Source organism: Pseudomonas cavernae, from assembly GCF_003595175.1.
GTDB classification, from domain to species: Bacteria; Pseudomonadota; Gammaproteobacteria; order Pseudomonadales; family Pseudomonadaceae; genus Aquipseudomonas; species Aquipseudomonas cavernae.
On the sequence record NZ_CP032419.1, the window covers coordinates 2,937,133 to 2,962,474 of the forward strand.

The following is a 25,342-nucleotide window of genomic DNA, read 5'->3' on the forward strand; positions in this document are numbered from 1 at the left end:
ATATCATCCGACTCACTGTCAACATCCGCACGTAATACTCGGAAACGCACTCAACCGCCCCCTCTCACCTGGAGAGGGACCTGGGGTGAGAGGCGACTCTACTCCCGCTCCCCAGCCTTGAACCTTATCGCCAACCACACCAATGGCAGGTAAGCCAGTAGCAATCCCACGGCACCATCCACTCCACCTAGCCCGACCCAAAGCGCAACTGGCAGCAGCCAGAAAAGGTTCAGCACCGCCACCGCCAGCGTCACCGGCAAGTGTTTGCCAAACTGGCGCGATGCGTACTGGTAAGCATGGCTGCGGTGTGCCTCGTACACCTTATCGCCCCGCAGCAGCCTGCGAAACAGTGTCCATGTGGCATCAACGATGAACACCCCCAGTAGAATCAACCAACACCACAGCAACTGTGGCGCCACCCAGGCGGCTTGCAGCGAGAGCACACCCAGCGCAATACCGAGAAAGCCACTGCCGGCATCCCCCATGAAGATGCGCGCTGGCGGGAAGTTCCAGAACAGGAAGCCCGCCACCGCCACTGCCAGCGACAAGGGCGCTAGTGCGGCAGCCCCCTCGCCTAGCAACAGATAGAGCAACGCGCCGCCCAAGCACACGCAGATCGCCTCGACACTGGCAATACCATCAATGCCATCCATAAAGTTATACAGATTGAGCAGCCAGACCAGGTAAAACGCCGCCAGCGCATAACCCAACCAGCCCAGTTCCAGGTCGAAGCCGAAGATCACCAGCGACGGCAACCCCCCCAACCAGCCCAGAGCCCAACCGGCTCCGATGAAATGCGCTAACAGCCGCCAGCGCGCAGCGATATGCCCATGGTCATCGAGAAATCCCACCACGGCGATCCAGCCCCCCGCCCCTAGCAAGGCCCACATCACCGGCCATGCCAACACGCCGATTGACGCCAACAGCGGCAGTGCCGCCAGAAAGCTGAGCACAATGGCCACCCCGCCCCCGCGCGGCGTGGGTATCGAATGCGAACTGCGCCCATTGGGAATATCCATCAGGCTGCGCGCCAAGGCATAACGGCGCAAGGCACCCGTCAGAAAAAGAGAAACGCCGGCCATGGCCGGCAGCAGCCACCAAATCGTCATCAAAGGTCAACTTCCTGAAGCAGATAAAACAACAGCGTGCGCCGAGGATGGCGCCCCTACAACAGTAGAGCCTGCTCACCGCAACTTCTGCACGCGCATACTCTGTAGAAGCCGCGCTCTCGCCGCGATGCGGGCCATAGACCCACACTGTAAACGACAAGTTCAGCCACCCCGACCAGCACCTGCCAGCCGAGCGTATTGGCAATACGCGCCCCACTCCAAACGCATCCCGATCGACCGGAGTCTTGAACTCAACCGTTGACAATTCGCCGCCGGCGATCAGGGCTGGGGCCTCCGGGGTTGCCTGGTCATGTTCTGCGGCGCCACATCATTACGTGTGATGCTCCAAAAAATGCGTTGCCGTCTTGCGTAGAGCCGCATCAACGCTGACTGGCGGCGCCCAACCCAATAACTCACGTGTCTTGCTGATGTCGACCTGTAGCGAGCTGCACAATCGACGAGATAGAGCCCTCTTCCCCAGCATCGCCGCCCCCGCTTCAAGCAGCCAACTCGGCACCGGCAACAAACGGGCCGGCTTTCCCAAGGCCACGCCCATTCTGCGTAATAACTCGGTAGTTGAGAGATCCTCACCATCACTTACCAGAAAAGTCTGGTTCGCTGCAGCAGGGTGATCGATACAGGTCACGATCAGATCAACCAGATTGTCCAAGGCAACCAGGCTACGCCGGTTATGAATAGCTCCCAGGGGCAGGGGAACACCTTTACTAACAGTTTTTATCAATCGCCCAAAGTTACCTGGAGCTTTTGGTCCATACACCAACGGCGGCCGGATAATCACTATCTCCATGCTTGTCTCCGCCGCTAACTGACGTAGCCCCAACTCAGCCTCATGCTTGGAAACAGCATAAGGCTCATTTGGGCTGGGCAAGTCATCGGCAGTGAATGGACGAGAGCTTTGATTGCCATTCACACCAATTGAACTAATAAAAATAAAGCGCTCGACTCCGGCTTGCGCTGCTTGCCGCGCAAGAGCCAGGGTTCCACTAACGTTCACACGACGAAACGCTACAAGCGGGTCATCAGCGGTTTCATTCAGTACATGAGCCCGGGCGGCTGCATGAATAACGACCTTTACACCAACAAGTGCTTCCGACCAACTGGTATTTGCAGAAAGGTCACCGACCTGAACACAATGAACACCGCCAGGAAGATCAACCGACTGGCGACGCAAAGCAGCAACGGGTGAGTAGCGACCATCATTTAACAAGCGATGAATCAGTGCTTGGCCAACAAATCCCCCCCCCCAGTGACGAGGATCATTTACTTTCCTTTACTGCATAAATAAAAAAATGAACGCTGCAAATAACCACTTAAAATACCTCCGAAAAATACTCTACACCGTGCATACCCCACTACTAGCAAGCTCCCTCATGAGCCTTGAGTATACTTCATGAGACCTTCGTACTCCTGAACCAATAAACGACTCAAATAGATACTATCAAAATTTTCATACACACGCTTATATGCTTTGGTAGCCATTTCCGCTCGGATTCCTACATCGGAGGCCACCTTAACCAACGCTTGAGCTAACGCTTGATAATCTCTTACCGGAACAAGAATTCCAGTTTCACCATTCACAACGGCGTCGGAAAGGCCGTAAATATCGGTGCCTATGGTTGGAACTCCCATTGCAGCCGCCTCGATCACAACAGTTCCGAATCCCTCTCGGTAGCTGGGCAGACATAACACATCAGCAATCGACATATACTTTTCTGGCTCGCGGGAAAAACCAACCAAACGGACGCGCTGCTGAGCATTTTCATCAATTACGGAATCAAAACATTGTCGACCATCGACTTCGAAAGGGCCGACGAAGACTAAATGGGCATCGACCCCTTGGGCGATGACCTGATTGAATGCTTGAGCTAGCTCTCTTACTCCCTTGTCGCGAGTAATCCTGCCGACAAACAATATTAAGAAACTCGTTTCCGGTATACCAAGATCTTTCTTTAGACTCGATCTATCTTCTTCGGAATAGCGCTTGGGATTGAAACGCTGCAAATCGATACCAGCCAGAGATCCCTCTCCCAGCACAAATATCCTAGAGTCTTTCACTATACCATTGTCTACCAAAAATTGCTTTTGGCTAAAGCTGTCTGTATAGCAGCGAGTATTAAGTCGTCCGATTACCTTGTCACACCACTTGAGGATATGCTTTTTCACCCCGGACATAGTCACCCAAGGCTGCCCAGTAAATGTATGCAAGCGTACGCTTACGCCCGACATCTTACCGGCGATCGCACACAGCAAGCCAGCCTTGGGCGTAGTTGAATGTACAATATCAAATCTTCTTTCATTAAATAGTTTGACCAATGCGTACAAGGCCTTGAGATCGCTTAGCGGGCTTATACTTCTTGATATATTGACCTCAACAAAACTCATCTCGTCGAGATCATAAGCGTCGGCACTGAGATCGTCTTCGGCACTTGAAACAACCGTAAGATCAGCACCTGACTCCTTGATAGCGTCGAGCTGCGTACGCAACTGCGTAAAAATAAAAAATTTAACCGTTGAAACTCGGGCAATACGCAAGCCATTCATCTACTTAGCCACTCTTCTTACCAGTCGCATCCATTAGATGGCGGCAATACTGGCGCAGACCGATTTCAATACCTACTCCAGGAGAAAAACCCAGACAACCCTCTATCTTTTCAGTCGAGTAAACCGCTCTAGTCATCAAAGCATTTATACGCCCTTCCGAAAGCGGAAAACCCGGGATTAACTTCGCAAAAAAAATTATTGCCTTGACGATAAGAATAGGCATTATCGGGGTCCACCCCCCCCCCACTTCACTTTTCACTAACTGCACGAATGAGTACTGATCAATAACGTCGGAAACGATGAAGTCGTTGCCAGAAGCTATCGGATTCCCCATACAACTAATAATAGCGTCAACCACATCATCGACATGAACATAATTCATCATGCATAAGCTAGGCCTTCCTATGAAGAAGAACAATTTACGCCTGATCACCTGAATCAACTGAGCCAGTGACTGATTAGACATACCGTCACCAAACACATTTGACGGTCTAATGATAGTATAAGGAATCCCCCTGGCACGACATATATCACTCACAAGAAGATCACCTTCCGCTTTAGTGATCTCATACTCCCCCACTGGATTGAAAGGATGGCTTTCCCGAATCACCCCCGCGCCCTGAGGCCCATAAACACCAACACTACTTAGCTGAATCCAATGCGTTTTATTCTCGGTCGAAAGGGAGGACAATGCATATTGTATTGAGTCAACATGAAGTCGACGCATCAATGATTCATTTCTTATCTCACCAGCACAATTAATTACCACGTCATAATTGGATAGATCGGGGTACGTTCTATCGACCATGTCGCCAACATGGATTTTCACTGCCGGCCCCAGAAGGCTTTTTGCACGCGCCGGGTTCCTTGTCAACAAAGAGACTTCATGACCGTCGCCAATGAGCTTACTTATTAAAGCTCTACCTATAAATCCCGCCGCCCCAAAAACAAATACCTTCACAAGCACCTCGACTTTAGCCCGCAGGTTATTCACACCTGTACAGTTCAACAGGATTAAGAACGACTACCAAATTAACTTAATAAATCACTCAAAAATAAACCCCCACCCTGAGCTAGCATGGCATATACGATAACAGCGAGACAAAACACGAAAAAGCTCAGAACCCGAGGAATACACTCAAAAAAATGGGCTTGCGAAAATATTACCCCGATCAATACTGAAAAAAACAACCAGGCATTTAATAGCAAACGATCTGAAAAGGCGCCAAAACCAAAGATGAAAAATGGGATAAGGAATAACCAGTAAATCTTGAGACAACCTTGAAATAGGGTCCGCTGTGTCACTGAAAGAAATAAACGCGACAACAAATCAAGAAACAGCCCAAGCACGCAGGAAAAAGCAGCAAAGTCTAATCTAATGCCGGCCCTATACCCTTCCATGGCACCATACTCAACTACCTTGCTGTATATATCAAAGTTGGATAGCGTTGAAAAAGCCCTAACTAATGACTCTGAAACACCAAGGGAGTAAGCGAACGCAAGAATCAAGACAAATATAAGCACACACGAGTATGAAAAAATCAAACCTACCGCCACACCCACAAATAAAATTGAAGACGAATGAAAGCCCAACGCGATAACAGCGCTAAAAAAGAAAAGAAAGCCATAGCGGCCACTCAAAAAACACGAATAAAAATAAATCAACGCCAAGCAAGACACCCCCTGCCTAATGACATTAACCTGCGCAGAGAAAAAAACTGGAGAACACAGCAAAAATAATAACCCATAAATGAACAGTCCAGCATCAACATCCGATTGCTGAAAGTACGCATTAAACTTAAATAATGAACTATAGAAAAAAAACAATGAAAGACTAGATACAAACGAAAAAAACAAGCCATGACTTAACCCAACAGCAGAAAAAAATTCTGCTGTTGCGTTATATATAACATCCAACTTATACAATGACTCCTCACCATCTAATAACTCTTGGTAAAGCTGCGAATACAGCCTCGTATCCGCCCCCACTTCAACCGGACGAAACCCTGTCGCTAAAGCGACTACAAGCAAAAGCCCCCCTATCAGAAGCACATAGACGGCATCGTCTCTGCGGGAATAAATACTCACTAACGGATCCTTTGCTCGGGCGCTACCGACTTTCTCATCTTGAATACATCAAACAAGAGCCATGGTCTAAAATTATAAATATTCCTGATAAGGAAAAATATGGCTTCAGTAGAGAAACCACATTTTGCTCGAAGCATAGCCAGCGAAGTAAAAAGGCAATTAGCATACAACTGCTTCCGAACACCTGGACAACTTCGATAATAATGAAAGACATCCCTAAAGTAGATGCTGTACACTTTTACACGACCTATTTTAGTAGATAAATAAGTACTCCCACTTGGGTTGCACCTATATTTCACCAGAACTTCGTCAATATAAATTGCTCGCCCATTCTGCGACAGGGAGTCCAATGCAAAAAACCACTCCGTGAAATCGCTAGAAATAGTTCTGGTTCTTCTGGAGTTGCGTCGATAAGCATAAGCACTATGCACAGTGATTGGCCCCCACAGCGCCAAATCCGACATACCAAAATGCATAAGTCCTCCCTCTTGCAGGGAAGGGGATCCCGTCTCTATTTCATAACTGCCGTCATCTGAAAAGTAGCGCGCCCTGTGAAAAACCAAATTGACGTCTGAATTTCCACGAAAAAGGTCAAACTGTTTTTGCAACTTCCCCGGCAACATGACATCGTCACCATCTATGTGAAAAACCACATCTCCAGTTGCACTATTGTGAGCCCGAGTGTAGTTTATTGATACCCCAACATTCTTTTCACGAAGTATCAGCTTGAATTTTTCAGGCTGCTTATCTGCATACTCTTTAATGATGGACTGGGTCCTATCCACAGAACAATCATCTGAAACCAGGATATCGAAGCTAAAATCTGTTTTTTGCGAAAGAATACTTTCCAAACAGTCCCGTATATATTGTTCTTGATTGTAGCAAGAGACAACGACCGTAGCCGTTGACATATTATCTTTTGACATAAATTACAATTCCTGCACACGCGAGAATAAAATAGATAAAATTTGTAATTACATAGGAAACAAGCACGCCCTCAAGCCCAAATCCTTGCTGAACAGAGAGCCACGTGGTTAATAGGAATGCGCCACCCTGAAAGAGTTCAGCCGCCAGATAAAGCTTTAACGCCGCCTTTGCAACACCAACAAAGCCGATCACATACGCCGATATTTTGAAAAAGTCACCCAGCAACTGATATTTAATCAAATCGCCCAGAGGCTCAAATTCGTGCGACAAAAGAAGACCTATGAAAAATTCTCTTCTGATATAAAAAACTGTTGCTCCGGCCAAGAAAATGACTGAAACAAAAATCAAAAACTTTAGTACCATTCGACCTATTTCATTCTTATTATTCTCAGCCGATATCAGGGGGACAAAATAATAGGCAAGAAAAATCGTAAAAAAACCCAAATAAGCACTAGACAACCTAATCGAAGCCTGCCAGAGCCCTGCGGCTTGATAACCATAGCTTCGAATGATCATCTCACGTACTAGCATTTCTACTAAAGGGAATGAGATGGCCCCCGCACAGACCATCAAGCTATAACTGAAGAGTTTGAGAAACCCTTTATCTTTGAAACCAGTAAAAAATATCCGCCCCCAAAATTTTGACTTTACGAACAAATAAAATGCTGGAAATACATATAATAAATAAGAAAATACTATTGCTAAAATAGCACCCAAAAGTTTGTACTCGGCAATCAAGTACCAAGAAAAAGGAAAAGCAATAGAGTTACCTAGTATCTGTATTTTTGCGAAGGTTTTAGTATCTCTCAGACCATTAGCAACTCCTATCACCATATTTGAGAAAGCAAATCCAAGTTGAGCGCAAGCTAGAAAAATTATTGCCGGGAAATACTCACTTGAGCCGAATACATAACTTGATATCCGCGCTGAAAACGTAGCTACAAGTAGAAAAATTAGCACAGAAACAATAAATGAATAAGTTGCCGCAGTTGAAACAAATGATAACAGAGCTCTGGGACGGTTATTATATTCGGCGACGTACTTTACTACTCCATTGATAACACCACCACCGGCGAGCAGGTACAAAAGCGCCACGGCATTCATGAAGTTGCCGAGCTTTCCAAGGCCTTCGACCCCGAGATACATTGCAACCAGCTTGATCAAAATGAAACCAGTCACAATTTTTGAAAGGTGCGCAACCGATGTTAGCGCTATGCTATAGATTGCCCTCATTGAAAGTTAACCACAGCTACTCCGAGCTTAAAGATAAACCGATCGAGTTACTGAGCTGACAATCTTATCAATATCAGCCATTTCCATCCCGAACCACAGTGGAAGTCGAACAAGGCGCTCACTTTCTTTAGTGGTAAAGTTGTCAGTGCCTGAAAACACTCCAAGTTTCTTGCCTGCGCTTGACGAGTGCAATGGTACATAATGGAACACTGCCATTACCGACTCTTTGCTCATCGCCTCAAGGAACCTGGTTCTACTCTCAAGGCCTGACAGTTTCAGGTAAAACATATGCGAATTATGCTGACAATCAGAAGGAATGTGAGGAGTTTCTATCTTATCAGTGAGGGTGGAAAAAGCGCTTTTATACGCGCTCCAGGTTTTCAGGCGATTGATATTTATCTCTTCCGCGCGCTCAAGCTGGCCATAGAGATAGGCTGCTTGCAATTCTGAGGCTAAATAGCTACTACCAATATCTACCCAAGTATATTTATCGATCATGCCTCTGAAGAACTGACTACGGTTCGTGCCTTTCTCTCTAATAATTTCGGCTCTTACGACGAAGCGCTCGTCACTTATCAGTAACAGGCCACCTTCGCCACCGCTGGTGTAGTTCTTGGTTTCATGGAAGCTATAAGCCCCCATATGACCGATGCTGCCGAGCGGGCGACCCTTGTAAGTAGCCAACATTCCTTGCGCCGCATCCTCGATGACAAACAACTGGTGCCGGTCTGCGATGGCCATGATGGTATCCATTTCGCAGGCAACTCCGGCATAATGGACGGGCACGATCGCCTTAGTCTTAGGGGTAATAGCGGCTTCAATTAGATTTTCATCAATATTCATTGTATCAGGGCGAATATCGACAAAAACTATCTTTGCACCGCGCAGAGCAAAAGCATTGGCGGTGCTGACAAAGGTGTAACTCGGCATAATGACTTCATCGCCGGGCTGAATATCTAGCAGTATTGCAGCCATCTCCAACGCTTGAGTGCATGATGGTGTCAGTAGCGCTTTTTTACAGCCGGTTTGCTTTTCAAACCATTCCTGGCAAAGGTGTGTGTACTGACCATCACCAGACATTTTACTGCTTCGCATGGCCGCCATTACATATTTATCTTCGTTACCGGTGTATGGTGGTTTGTTGAATGCGATCATCTTGTAATATATCTCATGTATCGAGGTGACGCTGTTCCACAGTTGAACAGCAAATCTAATATGCTCACGCCTTGACTGAAATCACCCCATAGCTGGGGATATTCAGTGTATCCGGCATAGTCAAACCAAGTCAGCTTTATGTTGCGCTCGCTAAAATATTTACCGTCGATATAGTCTTTAGCAGCCGGGCCAGAAATATATTCACTACCACCGGCCTGAGTACATAAATCGGCCAATCTTTCGGTCTTACCATCTATTAAGTTATAGTCCCATGAGTTACTTATTTTTGTCGTAATTCCGAGATAATAGCAAATACCCTCAATAAAACTACGATTGAGTGCAGATAGATTCTCATGAGAAGCCTGAAGATAAAGCGGCTCCAACCACGTCGCAATCTCTTGGAAAAATGGAGCACGACGATAATTAGCCTCTAATGTACGCCAATGCTTTTGTTGCCAACGACAATCAGGAATCGTAACTTCACGAATTCGTCTTTCAATGTTTTGACCTACCGGAATACTGATCCACTCAAGACCCTTTGGAGTTTTAATTTTATTCCGATTTCGCCAATCATTTTTGGTAAACTGCATATCATCATAAATGATGAATTCGTCCACCGCTGCGATCATGTCAAAATAACCCTTCCATGGGATATAGTTAGACTGGAGAATTGCTATTTTCTTCATTTTATCTTTATTCCTTCTTCAAAATGAAACGCCACTTCTTTTGCCGGAATACCGATATTTTTCGAGAACGCTTTGGTGCTCGAAAGGACTAAAGAGCATGCGCCAACAAGACATTCATCAGAAATAAATAAACACTGGGCAATTGTTGAATTAAATCCCAAAAAACAATTATTACCCAAGCGCGAAAACCCACCTACAGTTGACTTTGCCGCAATGAACGAATGACTTCCAATAATTACGTCGTGACAAATATTTGAAGACGACCAGACAATATTATTGTCTCCAACTTGCACAAACGGCTCAATCTGCACCGCCTGCAAGATTGCGTTATTATCACCAATAACAGTTGTCGGATCGATCACTGCACTTTTACTAATATAATTTGGCATTCTATATTTTTTATTTTTAGCCTTCTGGTACATCGAAACCCTATTCCGCATATTTGAGTAACCAATAGCAACAAACATACTATACTGCTTAGGCGGAAAAGCGATCTCAACATCTTCAAAAGGAACAACTGGCAATCCATCTATCATAGGCTCTAGAATATAATCGCGATCCAGACAGTAAGCGACCACTTTACAATCAGCATCGCTCTCAAAATAGTGCCTCATGAGCTTTGCAAAACTTCCGCCACCATAAATTATTAACTCCATTTAACGACCCTAATATTTAGAAGTTATTTAATCTTACTTTAGATTAACCAACGATAATAAATATTTACCATAACAGTTCTTGCTCAGCGAGTGACCAATACGCTGCAGGTCTTCCTTGTTCAACCAACCATTATTGAATGCAATTTCTTCCAAGCAAGCCACCTTGTAGCCTTGGCGCTTCTCAATGGTTTCCACGAAATGGGCGGCTTCCAACAGGCTTTCGTGGGTGCCGGTGTCCAACCAGGCGAAGCCACGGCCAAGCAGTTCGACGTTCAGGTCGCCACGTTCCAGGTAGACCTGGTTAATGCTGGTAATTTCTAACTCGCCACGAGCGGATGGTTTCACCTCTTTGGCAATTTGCACCACATCGTTGCCGTAGAAGTACAGGCCGGTGACGGCGTAATGGGATTTGGGTTTGAGCGGTTTTTCCTCGATGGAGATGGCGCGCTTGTCAGCGTCGAATTCCACCACGCCGAAGCGCTCCGGGTCCTTGACCTGGTAGCCGAACACGGTGGCGCCCTTCTCGCGGGCAGCTGCCGCACGCAGCATGGGGCTGAAGCCTTGGCCATAGAAAATATTGTCGCCCAGCACGAGGCACACGCTGTCCTGGCCGATGAACTCTTCACCAATGATAAAGGCTTGCGCTAGCCCGTCCGGACTGGGCTGCACGGCATAGCTAAGCTTAATGCCGAACTCACTGCCATCGCCCAGCAGGCGCTGGAAGCCGCCGATGTCTTCCGGGGTGCTGATCAGCAGGATGTCGCGAATCCCGGCGAGCATCAGTACCGACAGCGGGTAATAGACCATCGGCTTGTCGTAGATCGGCAACAGCTGCTTGGACACACCCTTGGTGATGGGGTATAGACGAGTGCCGGAGCCACCGGCGAGGATGATGCCTTTCATGTGCTGCGGATCCTTATTCAGTAGTGCCTAGGCGTTCGCGCTGATAGCTGCCGTCCTGTACTCGGCGGCACCATTCCAGATTGTTCAGGTACCACTCGACGGTCTTACGGATACCGGATTCGAAGGTTTCCTCGGGCACCCAACCTAGTTCGTGATGGATTTTGCTGGCGTCGATGGCGTAGCGTAGGTCGTGGCCGGGGCGGTCCTGGACGTGTGTGATAAGTGAGGCGTGCGGCGCAAAAGCGGAGTCAGGGCGCAATTCATCGAGCAGGTCGCAGAGGGTATGTACCACTTCGATGTTCTGCTTCTCGTTGTGTCCGCCAATGTTGTAGGCCTCGCCGATCTGGCCTTCGGTCAGCACCTTGTATAAGGCGCGTGCGTGGTCCTCAACGTACAACCAGTCTCGTACCTGGTTGCCCTTGCCATACACCGGCAGTGGCTTGCCTTCCAGGGCGTTGAGGATCATCAGCGGAATAAGCTTTTCGGGGAAATGATAGGGGCCGTAGTTGTTCGAGCAGTTGGTGACCAGCGTGGGCAGCCCGTAGGTACGACGCCAAGCGCGCACTAGATGGTCAGAGCTGGCCTTACTGGCTGAGTACGGCGAGCTGGGCGCGTAAGGCGTGGTTTCGGTGAACAGTTCTTCAGGGTTTTCCAGATCGCCATACACCTCGTCGGTGGAGATATGGTGAAAACGGAAGGCGGCCTTGCCGCGGTCGTCCAGGCTTTGCCAGTACTGGCGGACGACTTCCAGCAAGGTATAGGTGCCAACAATATTGGTCTCGATGAACGCCGCCGGGCCGTCGATGGAGCGGTCCACGTGGCTTTCCGCAGCCAGGTGCATCACCGCATCCGGCCGGTACTCGCAGAACACCCGTTCGACTTCGGCACGATCGCAGATATCCACCTGCTCGAAGGCATAGCGCTCGCTGCCGTTGACTGCAGCTAGTGATTCGAGGTTGCCGGCATAGGTCAGCTTGTCGAGATTGACCACGCTATCGCTGGTGTTGCAAATGATGTGACGAATGACGGCGGATCCAATAAAACCAGCTCCACCTGTAACTAAAATTTTCATCTACATTTTTTCTTTATCGTTGCTTGTTTATTCGGCATATCAACTGCCCCCTTACCTAGCTTGGGATAACAGCATCTACGAACCTTTTTCTGCCCTTGCACTTGCTGGACAGCATTTCGGCTAACCGTTGCTTGGCCTGAGGCTCGCCATCCACAATCCGCACGCCTGACGTCCATGCGCGCATTCGCGTAACAAAATTCACTAGGCCTTTCTGGTCCGCATGGAACGAATAGCCACCTATGGTATGGACTTGAGCCCGGATGTCATAGCGTTGTTCGTCCAGTACCACGTAACCGCCGATCGGGCCGTAGGCTTGGAACCCAGCCTGGCGTAAGAGCACATTGTGTCGCAGGTCGTGCCGCATGGCTTTCAGATAATTGACGATTCGGCCGCTGCTGCACATTCCGTTCCCTCCAACGACGATGACCGAACGAGCGATTTTCATCTGATGGCGAACCATCTTCACATACGCTTGATGGCTGTCGCCGGTTAACAACTGCTCGAAGCCCAGCGGGCTGCGGCCTTGTTTGACCCGCTTTAACGCCTTTTTATCCCAAAGGGTATAGGCCCGGCGTGGTCAATGCGGGCATGGGTGGCGATCAATGCCTTGACCGTATCCAGGGGAGATTCGATAGCCAGGCGATCGACGCCGGATCTGCCGTTAGCGGAGGTTTCCGTGCTCTGGAACAGACCGTAATCGATCAACAGGCTGTGCTGGGCATCAATCAGGAGTTGGCGGCAGGAGCCAATCACGCCACCCTTGGCGCTATGGTGCAGGATGCCAGAGTATGACATTGAGCTAGTCCCTTTACTTCTGCTTCACTATCCACAACTCCAACTGTGGACTTTTCATCCTGATTTTTCAGGGAAAGCCCTCTTGCTGGGATGTTTAGGCTGCGGCTGAACGTTTTTTGAGCATCAGACGAATCAGAGCGATGAAGAGACCAAGCATGCCGCCAAGAACAGCACCGAGCGCCAGAATCAATGCCTTCTTGGGCTTGATGGGGTCATCAGGAATTTCGGTCTCACCATCCTGACGGAAGACAGCAACCTTTGCGGGATCTGCCTGCATGTTGGTGTATCGGTCGTACGCCTCCTCGAGATTACGCAGCTCGGGGATGAAGGGATCATCCGAAGTACGCCCTTCCAGCTCCTTCAGCTCTGCGCGCAGCGCCTTAGCACCGCGCATATAGGTCAGACCACCCGCCATGAATGCAGAAATTTGTTCTGCGTCTTGCCCACCGATGACAGGCGGATTCTCTAGCCCTATCGCCTCAGCCACTTTCAGCGACTCTTTGAGCTGGGTGATTCGGTCTTCTCGACGAGTCTTGGCAGCAACCCGCAAGGATTTGATGTGCTGCTGGAGGCCAGAGCCAATCACTTCGATCTCGCGACGGGCGTTCTCCAAAACCTCATCGCGCGATTGCTTGCTCACCTCGTCTATATAGCGTTTAGCCCATTCGACAGCCAGAGCGGGGTCGTGGCTTTGCACCACCAGTGAATAACGTTCTGGCTGAACCTTATCCGGAGCCTTGATGCTGAAAGCCTTACCAAAGCGTTCGTAAAGTCGATCCTGCGATCCTTGGCGATCCTCTTCACTTAGCGAGGGCAAATAGACCGTCTTGAAGAAGCGACGGGTGGCTTCTTCTGCCTGCAGGTTACGGGTGAATACTGCATAGACTCTATCCACTGTGAATAGCTCGAGCCCGCTCTCTCTGCGCCCCAGGTTAAGCCCTGCAATATTGCTCAACGATGGCGGCAACAAATAGGTTCGCGACTCGTACACAGGCTTGCTAAGAAAGGCATATCCGGCAGCGCATGCGGTTGCCAGAACGGTCACCAGCACAATCAGCCACCTTTGCCTCCAGAGGTCTTGCAGAAGCTCGACCAGATCAATTTCATCATTCCTGTGCGCGTCGCGAGGGTAAGCATTATCAGTCACAGTAGTTCCATCTCTATAAACTCATATGTATTGGCAACACAGCACAGCTAGCAGTCTGAAAACGCTGCATGATAGGGCAAAAACTGCTGCAGTTTGCCAAGTCACCACGACATTACAAGCCTTGACAGCTGCATGGCACCTCAGCTTCAGAGCCATCGGCGGAATAAAAATGCGGTGTGGGGCGGCTAGTCGCCCCACACCGCAATAGCTTATGCCTTGCTCCGCTTTGGTAGCCTCCTCATACCGCCAGGTTGAAGTCCGTCTGATCAACGGCCGCACTGCTGACACCGACAAGGCGAATAGAGTCCACCCCGATCCCAACCACCGTGTCCGCCCCGTCAGCCGTTATGCTCACGTTGGCAGCGAACGTCGCGCTGTTGATCCCCAGCCCCGCGATATTTAGCAAATCCTGCCCTCCATTTGGATTGGTGTCGAAGAAGCTTTGGATCGTATCGTTGCCGAAGCCCGCGGCAGCAAACACGAAGGTATCGTTGCCGAGGCCGCCGTTGAGCACGTCGTCGCCTGCTCCACCGGTGAGGGTGTCGTTACCCGCCCCCCCTCCGATCGTGTTGCCGAGCTCGTTGCCGGTGCCCACGAAGTTGCCGCTACCCTCGAAATACAGATGCTCGACATTGACACCCAGTGTGTAGCTCGCGAGCGAGGTCCAGACCGAATCCGTGCCCAAACCTTCCCCCTCGGCCACCACGTCCCCGAGATCGGTGACTGCATAGGCATCGTTGCCATCGCCACCGAACATCGTGTCGGCACCTCCGCCTCCGATGATGATGTCATGACCAGCACCACCGTTAAGTGTGTCGTTACCCGCCCACCCTACGATCCTGTTGGAGAGCCCGTTGCCGATACCCTCGAAGTTGCCGCTACCCTCGAAATACAGATGCTCGACATTGGCACCCAGCATGTAGCTCGCGAGCGAGGTCCAGACCGAATCCGTGCCCAAACCTTCCCCCTCGGCCACCACGTCTCCGAGATCGGTGACTGCATAGGCATCGTTGCCATCGCCACCGAACATCGTGTCGGCACCTCCGCCTCCGATGATGATGTCATGACCAGCGCCACTGTTAAGTGTGTCGTTACCCGCCCACCCTACGATCCTGTTGGAGAGCCCGTTGCCGATACCCTCGAAGTTGCCGCTACCCTCGAAATACAGATGCTCGACATTGGCACCCAGCATGTAGCTCGCGAGCGAGGTCCAGACCGAATCCGTGCCCAAACCTTCCCCTTCGGCCACCACGTCTCCGAGATCGGTGACTGCATAGGCATCGTTGCCGGCTCCGCCGGTCATAGTGTCAGCTCCGTCGCCACCGATGATGATGTCGTTACCCGCTCCACCCACGATCTTGTTGGCGAGCGCGTTGCCGACCCCCGCGAAGTTGCCGCTACCCTCGAAATACAGATGCTCGACATTGGCACCCAGCGTGTAGCTCGCGAGCGAGGTCCAGAGCGAATCCGTGCCTTCACCGGGCAGCTCGATCACTACGTCTCCGAGATCGGTAACTGCATAGGCATCGTTGCCATCGCCGCCGGCCATAGTATCGGCACCTGCGCCACCGATGATGATGTCGTCACCGCCCAGCCCCTGGATGTTGTCATCGAAGGCCGTACCGATGAGAGTTTCGTTCCCAGCGGTGCCGATGATTAGATCGCCGACCACCGTCGTTGGTGCGGAGAAGACCTGTTCCAGGTTGCCGGCGTTGTCGGTGAAAGTCGCGACGACGCGCAGCTGCTGGCCGACCTGCGCCTGGGTGGGTGTGAAGGTCGGGCCTGTAGCGATGGGGGTAAAGATCGCGCCGCTACCCATTTGCCACTCATAGCTGAACCCAGCTGGAAGCCCGTCAGCGTCGGTGAACGCATTCGAAGCGGTCAGGAGCTGGCCTTCAGTCGGGCTCGTATCGCTGATCAGCACAGTTCCAACTGGCAGGGCGTTGACGGTGCCGGTGCCGAGCGGCGTGGTCGCCGCGGTCGGCGCCGAGAAGACCGTCTCGATGACCCCCTTGGCGTCCTGATAGACGGCCTTGACGCGCAGCACCAACCCATTGAGGTCCTCCGTTACCCTGAAGGTTGCACCCTCCGCGTGTACGTCTCCTAACCCAGTCGCCACGATGATGTCTTCAAAGACGCCATCGCCGCGAACATCGGCCTGCCAGAAGAAGGCGATGGGGCCGGTGATCACACCGCCGGTAGCGGTATTGTCCGCATCAACCACGTTCGCGGCCGACACCGTCAGCAGTTGGCCGACGGCCGGCGTGGGGTCATCGATCCTCACTGTGCCCAGCGGTTCGGCGTTCAAACCGCCGACAAGCACCTCCGACAGATCGTTGAACTGCAGCCTCTCGATGTTAGTCAGGCGGTCGGTGCCGTCGGCGCCGAGAACCAGGTTGCCATCGCCGTCGAGGAACTGGTGCGTGACGGTGATCACGCCGTTCGCGTCAGGGAGGGAGATCACGTAGTTGGCGCGGACGTCAGAGAACACAGCGGTGTCGAAGTTGAAGCCGCCATTCCCAGCCAGGATCTCACGGACGATGACGAGCTGGCCGGGGTTTATGGTGCCTGCGAAGATGTCCGCTTGGAGCTCGGTCATGCTGTTGGCACTGCGGATCTCGGCGCCGGTTCCATCCGCATTCGCACGCACGCTGATGCGCACGTTCAGCCACTGGTCGCCGTCGATCAGGTCGTCACCGCCATTGCCTTGAATCAGGTCGCTGCCGTTACCGCCGAGGATGAGATTGCCGGCGCTGAACGAGGTCACGGGCGCCCCTATCCTCTGGTCGAGGAACGCCTGCAGACCATTGATCAGGCCGATATTGGTCAGCACGCTGCCCGTGAAGCCGGAGGCGGCGATCGCGGCCGCGTCGGCATCATCGCCCTGCAGGATATCGCTGAACGCCGATCCCGACAGGCCTTCCACCGATTCGTAACGGGCCAGAACCGCCCCGTTCGACGGCGGCACTGGCGTTTCATCGAAGGCACGCAGGCGCAGGTCGACGGTCGCGCCGTCTGGATCGTCCTTGAATACCGCCCAGTCGAAGCCGGAGGCGCCAATATAGCGGTCTACCGTGCCGCCGTTGCCGACCATGATGTCGTCGCCGCCTTCACCCATCATCCTGTCGGCTACAGAATCGCCGATGAAGACGTCATGGCCGATGATCGAGTCCAGCCCGCGGGTGTCGAAGTTCTCGCCGGCACTGCCATCGGCCATGCCGTGCTCGATCCAGTCGTCGCCTTCGTTGCCGAACAACATTTCGACCGGTTTAACGCCGAAGATGAAGTCGTTGCCCGTGCCGCCGAAGGCCTCCCCTTCATCCGCACCGTTGAGGATGAAGTCGTTGCCGAAACCGCCGAGGATCAGGTCGATGCCGTTGCCGCCATGGATGGCGTCGTTGCCGTCGCCGCCCTGCAGGTTATCGTCGCCACCCTTGTCGGTGATGATGTCGTCGCCGGCGCCGCCGAGGATCATGTCGTTGCCGTCGCCGCCCTCGAGCCGGTCGTTACCGGCGTCGCCATACAGCGTATCGTCGCCGATGCTGGCGATGATGATGTCATTGCCGCTAGGGTTGGCGAGGTTACCTGGATTCGTGCCGCCGAGGACCACGTGGTCTTCGCCGGTGTAGCGCAGGTAGTTGGTATCGGCACCCGCCGTCGCCGGATTATCCCGAATCACCAGCGGCGTGAAGAGGCTGCCGCCGAGCGGATCGGCATTGGGAGCAACAATGTCGTCGAGCCCCTCATTAACCGGTGTAGTGGGATCGTCCCCCAGAATACCGTCCGCACCAGGCAGAACCACATCCGCGTTGAACTGCTTGCTCTGGTCGACCTCGAGGATAAAGCCCGGTGTCGAGAACACGTCACCAGGGAGGCGTGTCACATCGGTGTTGGCCATGATCAGCTTGGCGAACGAGTTGTTCTCCAACTCGGTGAGGAAGTTCAGCCCCGCGGTGCGCTCCAGGTAGTAGAAGCGGTCGCCGTTCTGCAGCTTCTCCATCTGGTTCTCGAACACGAAGTTGAAGGTCGAGCCGAGCAGGCCACCGAACGGCATCTGCCGCTCGGCGAGGCCGCCGACCCAGAGGTCGATGTCGTCGAGGCCGGTGATGGATACGTTCCTGATGTCATCGGCCGTACCAAGGTCGCCGTCCGTGCCCGGCAACGTGACATTGGCGTAGCTGCCCGTGCTATTGAGGAAGGCGATCCGATCCGCATTATCCGCTACGAACGTCCTCTCTACGCCGCCGACGCCCCCGGCATTGATCACGGCGCTGCCACCCAGAACCAAAGCGGTGGCTATTGCGCGCTTCTCTGCGAGCGTATCGACGTCGGTGGCCAAGAGCTCAGCATGCCTGCCATAGGCCGCGATGAAATTGATCACCGAGGATTCGTGCTTCAGGTTCATCGCGAGGTCGACCCAGCTCTCGTACGGCTTGAGCTGGCTGTCGCCGGTGGCGGCGTAGAATTCCTTACGCGCCTCGTTGAGCGACGGCACGCCGGTATCGCGACCACGCATCAGGTTGATGGTCGGCAGATCGAGCGGCAGCCCCAGGAGGTTGTTGCGTAGCGCCTCGGTGACGAACTCGTCGATCTCGTTGGCGGTCTGCCGGGTCATGCCGCGCACGATGGCGCCGGCGGCCTGATCGGCGGTCAACGCGCCATCATTATTGAACGCGACCGGGTTGAGGAAGGCCTGGATCAGGCCGATATCACTCGACACGAAGTTGGGATCGAGGCGATCCACCGTCTCGGTCAGCATCGAGTGGCCGAAGCGATACACGACATGGGCAAACTCGGCGACGATCGCCGGGTTGATCGTCGTGTCGTAGCCCTGGCCTTCGCCGAGGAATACGTCGACTTGCGGCTGGACCTTGCGGGCGAACTCCTCGAACACCAAGTGCTGGTACTGCATCTCGGTGCTAAAACGCGCGGCCTGGAACAGACGTTCACCGTTCCAATTGAGGGCGGCGATCTCTGCAGGCGTGGTCGGGAGCACAGTGATGTCGGTCAGCAGCCACTGATTGATGAAGGCGACATCGTTGCTGGCGATGACCACATCTTTGGTGTGCTGGACCATCCGGTTGTGCTCGGAGTGGAACACATGGTGGACCGAGGTCAGGCCGATGTTCTCGTTACCGCGGCCATCGCCGGTGATGAAGTGGCGATCGAGCAGCTCGTTGTCATAGGTGGTTGGGTCATTGTCATCGCCAATGACGCCGTCCGCATCGGCGGTCAAGAGCGCCCCAGTCGTCGAGCTGCGTGGGTTGGCGCTATGCGCGATGTCGTCGAGGAAGGCGTGGTTGGTGCGCACGACGTTCCCGGGCACCGCCAGGCCTCCGGCGACACCTTCGACGAAGGCCGGATTTCCTCCCGTCACAAACTGGGCGAAGCCATTCGCGCCAGGGATGAACTTGCCATAGGCATCAGTCACCAGCATCGGTAGGTTGGTAACGTCCGCGTCGGTGAGCTGGATGCCAAGCATCAAGGCCTGCGCCTTGACATTCGCCCAGGTCGGTAGACCGCCATCGGTGCCGTCGAGCAACTGGCCAGTCGCAACGGGCCGCCCGTTCGCGTCGAGCGCATACTCCCGCAGGAACACCTGGTGCGAGGAGTGCGAGGTGTAGGTCTGGTTCTGGTCGACGAAGGGCGTGGTCTGGTTGTTCTGGAAATGGACGTCGTCCGCCGTACCCAACTGCCCATCGTCACCGGCACTAACCAGCGTATTGGTGGCCCGCGTCAGCAGCATGAAGTTGGTCTGGCCGCCCGGAACGAACAGCGGATCGTCAGGTTGCAGCGGGACAAAAATCACACCGTTGCCACCTTTGTTGACGAGGTCGAGGCCGTGGTCGAAGAACTGGCCGAAGAGGGTGAACCAGCTGTTGAACCCTGCCGACAGGCCCGCGTCCGGCGCGGTGTTGGGGATAAACAGTGGCTGGCCGGCTGGGATGGCGACACCGTTGAGGTCCAGCAGAACACCGTTAGCGTCCAGGGTACCCAGCCCTGCGGCGACGAAGGCCTCCACAGCCACTGGGTTGCTGATGGTCTGATCGACGATCAGGTTGCTGATGATGCGCGGGTCCGCGTCGACGACGTCAGTGGTAGAGGCGTAGTTGGTATTGGTCAACACCCCGCCAGGAGCCGGTCCGTTCAGATCGATGGTGTCGCCGTCCTGGTCATTGCGGAACTGCTGATCCAGCAACTGCGGGAAGTCCTGATCCGCCGCGCCGAAGTCGGTCTGCCCCTGAACCAGGTTGTTGAACGTCCCATCCACCGTGCGCAGGCCGAACGGCAGGCGTGAGTTCGCGATAGAGCCGAGGACATTACCGTCCGGATGGTTCTCCGAGATCAGAATCTGATCGAGAATGAACTGCAGGTCGGCGCGGATCAGGTGGAGGCCACCGCCGGGGCTGACGACTGGACTCTCGGCTGGAATAGCTGGTGCGGCTGGGGGGGCGACAAAGTTTGCCACGGTGGAGTCAGAGAACACCTGCTCCAGCACGCCAGTGTCGTCCTGGTAGACGATTCTGGCGCGCACCGCCAACCCATCGAGGTCGGGTGTGACGCGGAAGGTGTTGCCGAGCTGGGTCGCGGGGTTGCCGCCGCCGAGCGCTACGATGTCCGTGAAGACGCCTGACGCGGGGACCAACTCGACCTGCCAGACGAAGGTGATGGGGCTTCCGGTTATCGTTCCTGTTGGATTGCTCAGGAGATCAATATTGTCTGCGTCCCTGACACCCGCCGCCGACGCGGTCAACACGCCCGCGATTTGGCTGATGCTCAGCGCGCCTGTTGGGTCATTGTTGGCCCCGACGGACCCGAGCAGAGTTTCCGACTGATCGGCGAACTGCAGCCGCTCGACGTTGACGAGACGGTCGACGCCGTCGTCGCCAGGAGTGACGACGCCATTTGCGTCGACCAGGCGGTGCGTGACGGTGGTCACGCCGCCCACGGTGTCCACGTCGTAGTTGGCGCGGACATCGGAGAACATCGCCGTGTCGAAGGAGTTACCAGGCGCCGTCAGGATTTCACGGACGATGCTGAGCTGGCTGGGTTTGATCTCGCCCGACAGCATGTAGGGCACCAACTCAGTCAGGCTTTCGACGCTGGTGATGGGAGGTCGACCATCCGTAGGCGCGTGGCCAGTCACTGCGATGCGTACGTTGAGCCATTTGTCGCCGTCGATCAGGTCGTCGCCGCCTCGGCCCTCGAGGATGTCGCTGCCGCCGCCGCCGAGGATGATGTTACCGGAGCCGAACGAGGCATTGGGCGGCAGCGCCACCACCCCTAAGGCCTGCTCAAGGAAGTCCCGCAGGCCTATGATGCGGTCGATGCCGGCAGCGTTGAGCGTGCTGTCCTGCGCATCGCCGGTGCCGATCTCGGCCGCGTCGGCATCATCGCCGCGCAGCACGTCGCTCTCCGCCGAGCCCGACAGGCCTTCCACCTGGGCGAAGCGGTCGAGGATGCCCTGGTTCGACGCCGCCACCGGCGGTTCGATCAAGTCGTTGACCAGCAGGTCTGCAGTGACACCAAGCTGATCAGCCTCGTAGCTGGCCCAGTCGAAGCCGCCGCCGCCGCCGAAATGGTCCTCGCCGTCGGAGAAGACCATGATGTCGTCACCGCCTTCGCCGTCCGCCTCATCGAAGCCGCCGCCGGTGATAAAGACGTCATGGCCGAGGATCGTGCCGGCCTCTTGCGGGTCGAAGTTGTCGCCGCCGGCGCCATCCGAGGTGCCGATCTCGATCCAGTCGTCGCCTTCGTTGCCGAAGGTGGGCAGGTTCATCTGCGCGCCGAGGATGAAGTCGTTGCCCTGGCCGCCGAAGGTCTCGGAAACGTCCTCGCCGGTGATGATGAAGTCACTGCCATCGCCGCCGAGGATCAGGTTGAAGCCGTTGCCGCCGTGGATGACATCGTCGCCGGCATTGCCCTTCAGGGTATCGTCGCCGCCCATGTCGGTGATGATGTCGTCACCGGCGCCGCCTTCGATGTTGTCGTTGCCGTCGCCACCTTCGAGCCTGTCATTGCCGCCATCGCCCCAGAGCGTGTCGTCGCCCTCGCTGGCGATGAGGATGTCATCGCCGCTGGGGTTCGCGAGGTTACCTGGATTCGTGCCGCCGAGAACAACATGCTGGTCGCCGGTGTAGCGCAGGTAGTTGGTGTCGAGGCCCGCCGTAGCGGGGTTGTCGCGAATCACCAGCGGAACGAGGGCGCTGCCGCCCAGAGGATCGGAGTTGTTGGCAAGGCCGTCCGCGCCGGCAACATCGTCGCCGTTGCCCTGAATGCCGTCCAGGCCCGCTTCGTTCAGACCGGTGAACTGTTTGGTCGGGTCAACTTCGAGGATGAAGCCTGGCGTCGAGAAGATGTCGGCCGGCAGGTGGGTTGCGTTGGAGTTGAGCATCACCAGTTTGGCGAACGAGTTGTTCTCCATCTCGGTGAGGAAGTTCAGCCCGGCGAGACGGGACAGGTAGTAGAAGCGGTCGCCGTTTTGCAGCGCCTCCATCTGCGTCTCGAAGACGAAGCTGAAGGTCGAGCCGAGCATGCCGCCGAAGGGCATGATCTTCTCGGCCAAGCCACCGACCCACAGGTCAATCAGGTTCAGGCCAGTCTCCACGCCAGTCCAGGTGCCGGTGCCGTTGAGGAAGGCCACGCTATCCGCCGGCGCGCCGGCGGTGCCGAACACGATGGCAAAAGCCGCCGCGCGCTTGCCCGCCAGCGTCGTCTCGCTGGTGATGCTGCTGTGCGTGCCATAGGCGGCGATGAAATTGACGATCGACAGTTCGTTCTTCAGGTTTTGCGCGAGGTCGACCCAACTGGTGTAGGGCTTCAGCTGGCTGTCGCTGGTCATCGCATAGAACTGTGCGCGGGCCTCGTTCAGGGTGGGCAGGCCGGTATCGCGACCACGGGCGATGTTGAGCGCGGGCAGGTCGAGCGGCAGGCCCAGCAAATTGTTGCGCAGCGCTTCGGTCACGAACTCGTCGATCTCGTTGCCCTGTTGCCGGGTCAGGCCACGCACCAGAGCACCCGCGGCAATATCGGCGTCGACGCCCGTGGGATTAAACTCCAGCGGATTGAGGAAGGCCTCGATCAGGCCGATCTCACTAGAAGCAAATTCCGGGCTCAGGCGATCGACGGTTTCCAGCAGCATCGAGTGCCCCAAGCGGTACACCGCATGGGCGAACTCGGCGACGATGGCCGGATCGATGGTGGTATCGAAGCCTTCCGGGGCCAGGAAGACATCGACCATCGGCTGGATCTTACGGGCGAACTCCTCGAATACCAGATGCTGATACTGCATCTCGGTGCCGAACTTGGCGGCCTGGAATAGCCGCTCGCCGTTCCACTGCAGGGCGTCGATTCCCGCTTGCGTGGTGGGTACGGCCGCCACCTCGGTGAGGAGCCACTGGTTGAGGAAGGCGAGATCGTTGGAGGCAAGGATGACATCTTTCGTCTGCTGGACCAGCCGGTTGTGCTCGGAGTGGAATACATGGTGCACGGCGGTCAGGGCGATGTTCTCGTTGACCCGGCCGTCGCCGGCGACGAAGTGAGCATCGAGCAGTTCGTTGTCGTAGGTGCCGGCAGCTCCATCGTCGACACCTGCGACGCCATCAGCATCCGGGGCCAGGTCCGCACCGGCGCTGTTGCGCGGATTGGCGCTATGTGCGATGTCGTCGAGGAAGGCATGCCCGGTGCGCATCGCCTGGCTGGCATCGACCGGCGGCACGCCGCCTTCAAGCAGGGTGGTGCTGTTGATCACCAGTTGCGGATAACCATTGGCGCCGGGGATGAAGTTGCCGTAGGCGTCGGTGGCCAGCAGCGGCAGGTTGAGCGCGTCGAAATCGTCCAGCAGGATACCGAGGATGTTGGCGGCCTGGGCCTTCACGTCGCCCCAGGTGGCCATCCCGCCATTGGCTCCGGTGATCAGTTTGCCGGTGGCGACCGGATCACCCGCTGCGTTCAGCACATACTCGCGCAGGAACACCTGGTGCGAGGGATGTGAGGTGTAGGTCTGATTCTGATCGACGAAGGGGGTGGTCAGGTTGACGTTGCCCGTTACGTCGTCAGCCGTGTTCAGCACACCGTCCGCTCCCGGCAGCGTAACGACGCTGGCGCGGGTCAGCACCATGAAGTTCGGTGCGCCGGGCGCTGGGTTGAACAACGGGTCATCCGGTTGCAGCGGAATGAACACGGTGCCGTTGCCGCCCTTCTGCACCAGGTCGAGACCGTGGTCGAAGAACTGGCCAAAGAAGGTGAACCAGGCGTTGAAGCCCGCCGACAAGCCCTCGTCCGGTGCGGTGTTGGGGAGCGTCAGAGTCTGGCCTGCTGGTACGGGAGCCCCGGTGGTCCCATCTGCGTTCAGCTCATGTAGAACCCCGTTGACCAGGATGCCAAAGCCTGCATCGACGTAAGCCTGCACCGCCGCTGGGTTGGTAATGGTCTGGTCGACGATCAGGTTGCTGATGGTACGCGGCTGCGGGTCAAAGACCGTACCTGCGGGGTAGAAAGGATCCGGGGTCACCAGACTCGGGAAGAGGATATCGGCGGAACCGAAGCCGTCCTGCCCCTGAAGCAGGTTGTTGAACGATCCATCGACCGTGCGCAAACCAAAGGGGACCACTGAGTTCGGCAGCAGTTCGGAAAGGGGTGTCCCGGTGGCGTTCGCTTCGGCGATGAAGATTTGCTGAAGAATGAATTCCAGGTCGGATTTGATGAAATCGGCCATTTTGTTTTCCCTCTATTTGGCTAAAACACGGTATGACAAGGCCCCTGCCGCGCCAGCGAAGGCGCGACCTGGTGAAAATTCCTGGGTTGAGTGTCCGGGGCTGAATGAGGGGCTAAAAACGAAGGCGAAAACATCCACTCCGCACGCCATTGTTGGCGCGCGACTTCGCACGTTTATCGTTTTCTCCCCTCGCTGCGCTGGACAGCTCAGCGGGGTGGCTCAGACTTCAGGTGGCCCGTGAAAATGGGACGTGAAGAGGAACTTCTTTGAAGCCCCCCCCACCTGCTGAGAA

General features: G+C 54.6%; 16 protein-coding genes. All 16 read right to left on the bottom strand.

Features of this window, described 5'->3' with window-relative positions; all coding sequences use genetic code 11:
* Positions 1-98: 98 nt before the first annotated feature.
* The 16 genes from D3880_RS13410 to D3880_RS13480 all read right to left on the bottom strand — a co-directional run bounded on the left by D3880_RS13410 (position 99) and on the right by D3880_RS13480 (position 25,050).
* Positions 99-1,109: an MraY family glycosyltransferase gene (locus D3880_RS13410; RefSeq protein WP_119893945.1), complete on the bottom strand. Its 1,011-nt coding sequence runs from the start codon at positions 1,107-1,109 to the stop codon at positions 99-101.
* A gap of 331 nt (positions 1,110-1,440) precedes the next feature.
* Complete coding sequence (locus D3880_RS13415; RefSeq protein WP_238474351.1) at positions 1,441-2,337, bottom strand: NAD-dependent epimerase/dehydratase family protein; 897 nt, start codon at positions 2,335-2,337, stop codon at positions 1,441-1,443.
* Between the two features lie 161 nt (positions 2,338-2,498).
* A complete protein-coding gene (locus D3880_RS13420; protein ID WP_119893947.1) occupies positions 2,499-3,671 on the bottom strand; it encodes a glycosyltransferase family 4 protein in 1,173 nt (390 codons plus the stop codon).
* Positions 3,672-3,675: 4 nt separating this feature from the next.
* Positions 3,676-4,665, bottom strand: coding sequence for an NAD-dependent epimerase/dehydratase family protein (locus D3880_RS13425; RefSeq protein WP_162935001.1), 990 nt, complete (start codon positions 4,663-4,665; stop codon positions 3,676-3,678).
* Between the two features lie 38 nt (positions 4,666-4,703).
* Complete coding sequence (locus tag D3880_RS13430; protein WP_162935002.1) at positions 4,704-5,759, bottom strand: EpsG family protein; 1,056 nt, start codon at positions 5,757-5,759, stop codon at positions 4,704-4,706.
* Positions 5,759-6,685, bottom strand: coding sequence for a glycosyltransferase (locus D3880_RS13435; protein ID WP_238474352.1), 927 nt, complete (start codon positions 6,683-6,685; stop codon positions 5,759-5,761). The genes D3880_RS13430 and D3880_RS13435 overlap by 1 nt, the downstream gene beginning before the upstream one ends.
* Positions 6,672-7,850 carry an O-antigen translocase gene (locus D3880_RS13440; RefSeq protein WP_238474353.1) on the bottom strand — a complete coding sequence of 393 codons (1,179 nt, stop codon included), beginning with the start codon at positions 7,848-7,850 and terminating at the stop codon, positions 6,672-6,674. The genes D3880_RS13435 and D3880_RS13440 overlap by 14 nt, the downstream gene beginning before the upstream one ends.
* Before the next feature lie 96 nt (positions 7,851-7,946).
* On the bottom strand, positions 7,947-9,074 hold the full coding sequence (rffA, locus tag D3880_RS13445) for a dTDP-4-amino-4,6-dideoxygalactose transaminase (RefSeq protein WP_119893952.1): 1,128 nt from the start codon (positions 9,072-9,074) through the stop codon (positions 7,947-7,949).
* Entirely contained in the window at positions 9,071-9,760 is a 690-nt protein-coding gene (locus tag D3880_RS13450; RefSeq protein ID WP_119893953.1) for a WbqC family protein, read from the bottom strand. The genes rffA and D3880_RS13450 overlap by 4 nt, the downstream gene beginning before the upstream one ends.
* Entirely contained in the window at positions 9,757-10,416 is a 660-nt protein-coding gene (locus D3880_RS13455) for an acetyltransferase (protein ID WP_119893954.1), read from the bottom strand. The genes D3880_RS13450 and D3880_RS13455 overlap by 4 nt, the downstream gene beginning before the upstream one ends.
* 33 nt (positions 10,417-10,449) lie before the next feature.
* The gene (gene rfbA / locus D3880_RS13460) at positions 10,450-11,319 is read right to left on the bottom strand and encodes a glucose-1-phosphate thymidylyltransferase RfbA (protein ID WP_119893955.1); all 870 of its coding nucleotides are present in this window, start codon (positions 11,317-11,319) and stop codon (positions 10,450-10,452) included.
* Positions 11,320-11,332: 13 nt separating this feature from the next.
* The gene (gene rfbB / locus D3880_RS13465; RefSeq protein WP_119893956.1) at positions 11,333-12,391 is read right to left on the bottom strand and encodes a dTDP-glucose 4,6-dehydratase; all 1,059 of its coding nucleotides are present in this window, start codon (positions 12,389-12,391) and stop codon (positions 11,333-11,335) included.
* A 55-nt stretch (positions 12,392-12,446) separates the two neighbouring features.
* Positions 12,447-12,836, bottom strand: a complete 390-nt coding sequence (locus D3880_RS22885; protein ID WP_238474354.1) for an MBL fold metallo-hydrolase RNA specificity domain-containing protein — start codon at positions 12,834-12,836, stop codon at positions 12,447-12,449.
* Between the two features lie 92 nt (positions 12,837-12,928).
* The gene (locus D3880_RS22890) at positions 12,929-13,186 is read right to left on the bottom strand and encodes a hypothetical protein (protein WP_177412173.1); all 258 of its coding nucleotides are present in this window, start codon (positions 13,184-13,186) and stop codon (positions 12,929-12,931) included.
* A 94-nt stretch (positions 13,187-13,280) separates the two neighbouring features.
* Entirely contained in the window at positions 13,281-14,333 is a 1,053-nt protein-coding gene (locus D3880_RS13475) for an LPS O-antigen chain length determinant protein WzzB (protein WP_119893957.1), read from the bottom strand.
* A 238-nt stretch (positions 14,334-14,571) separates the two neighbouring features.
* Positions 14,572-25,050 carry a peroxidase family protein gene (locus D3880_RS13480; RefSeq protein WP_119893958.1) on the bottom strand — a complete coding sequence of 3,493 codons (10,479 nt, stop codon included), beginning with the start codon at positions 25,048-25,050 and terminating at the stop codon, positions 14,572-14,574.
* Positions 25,051-25,342: the final 292 nt, after the last annotated feature.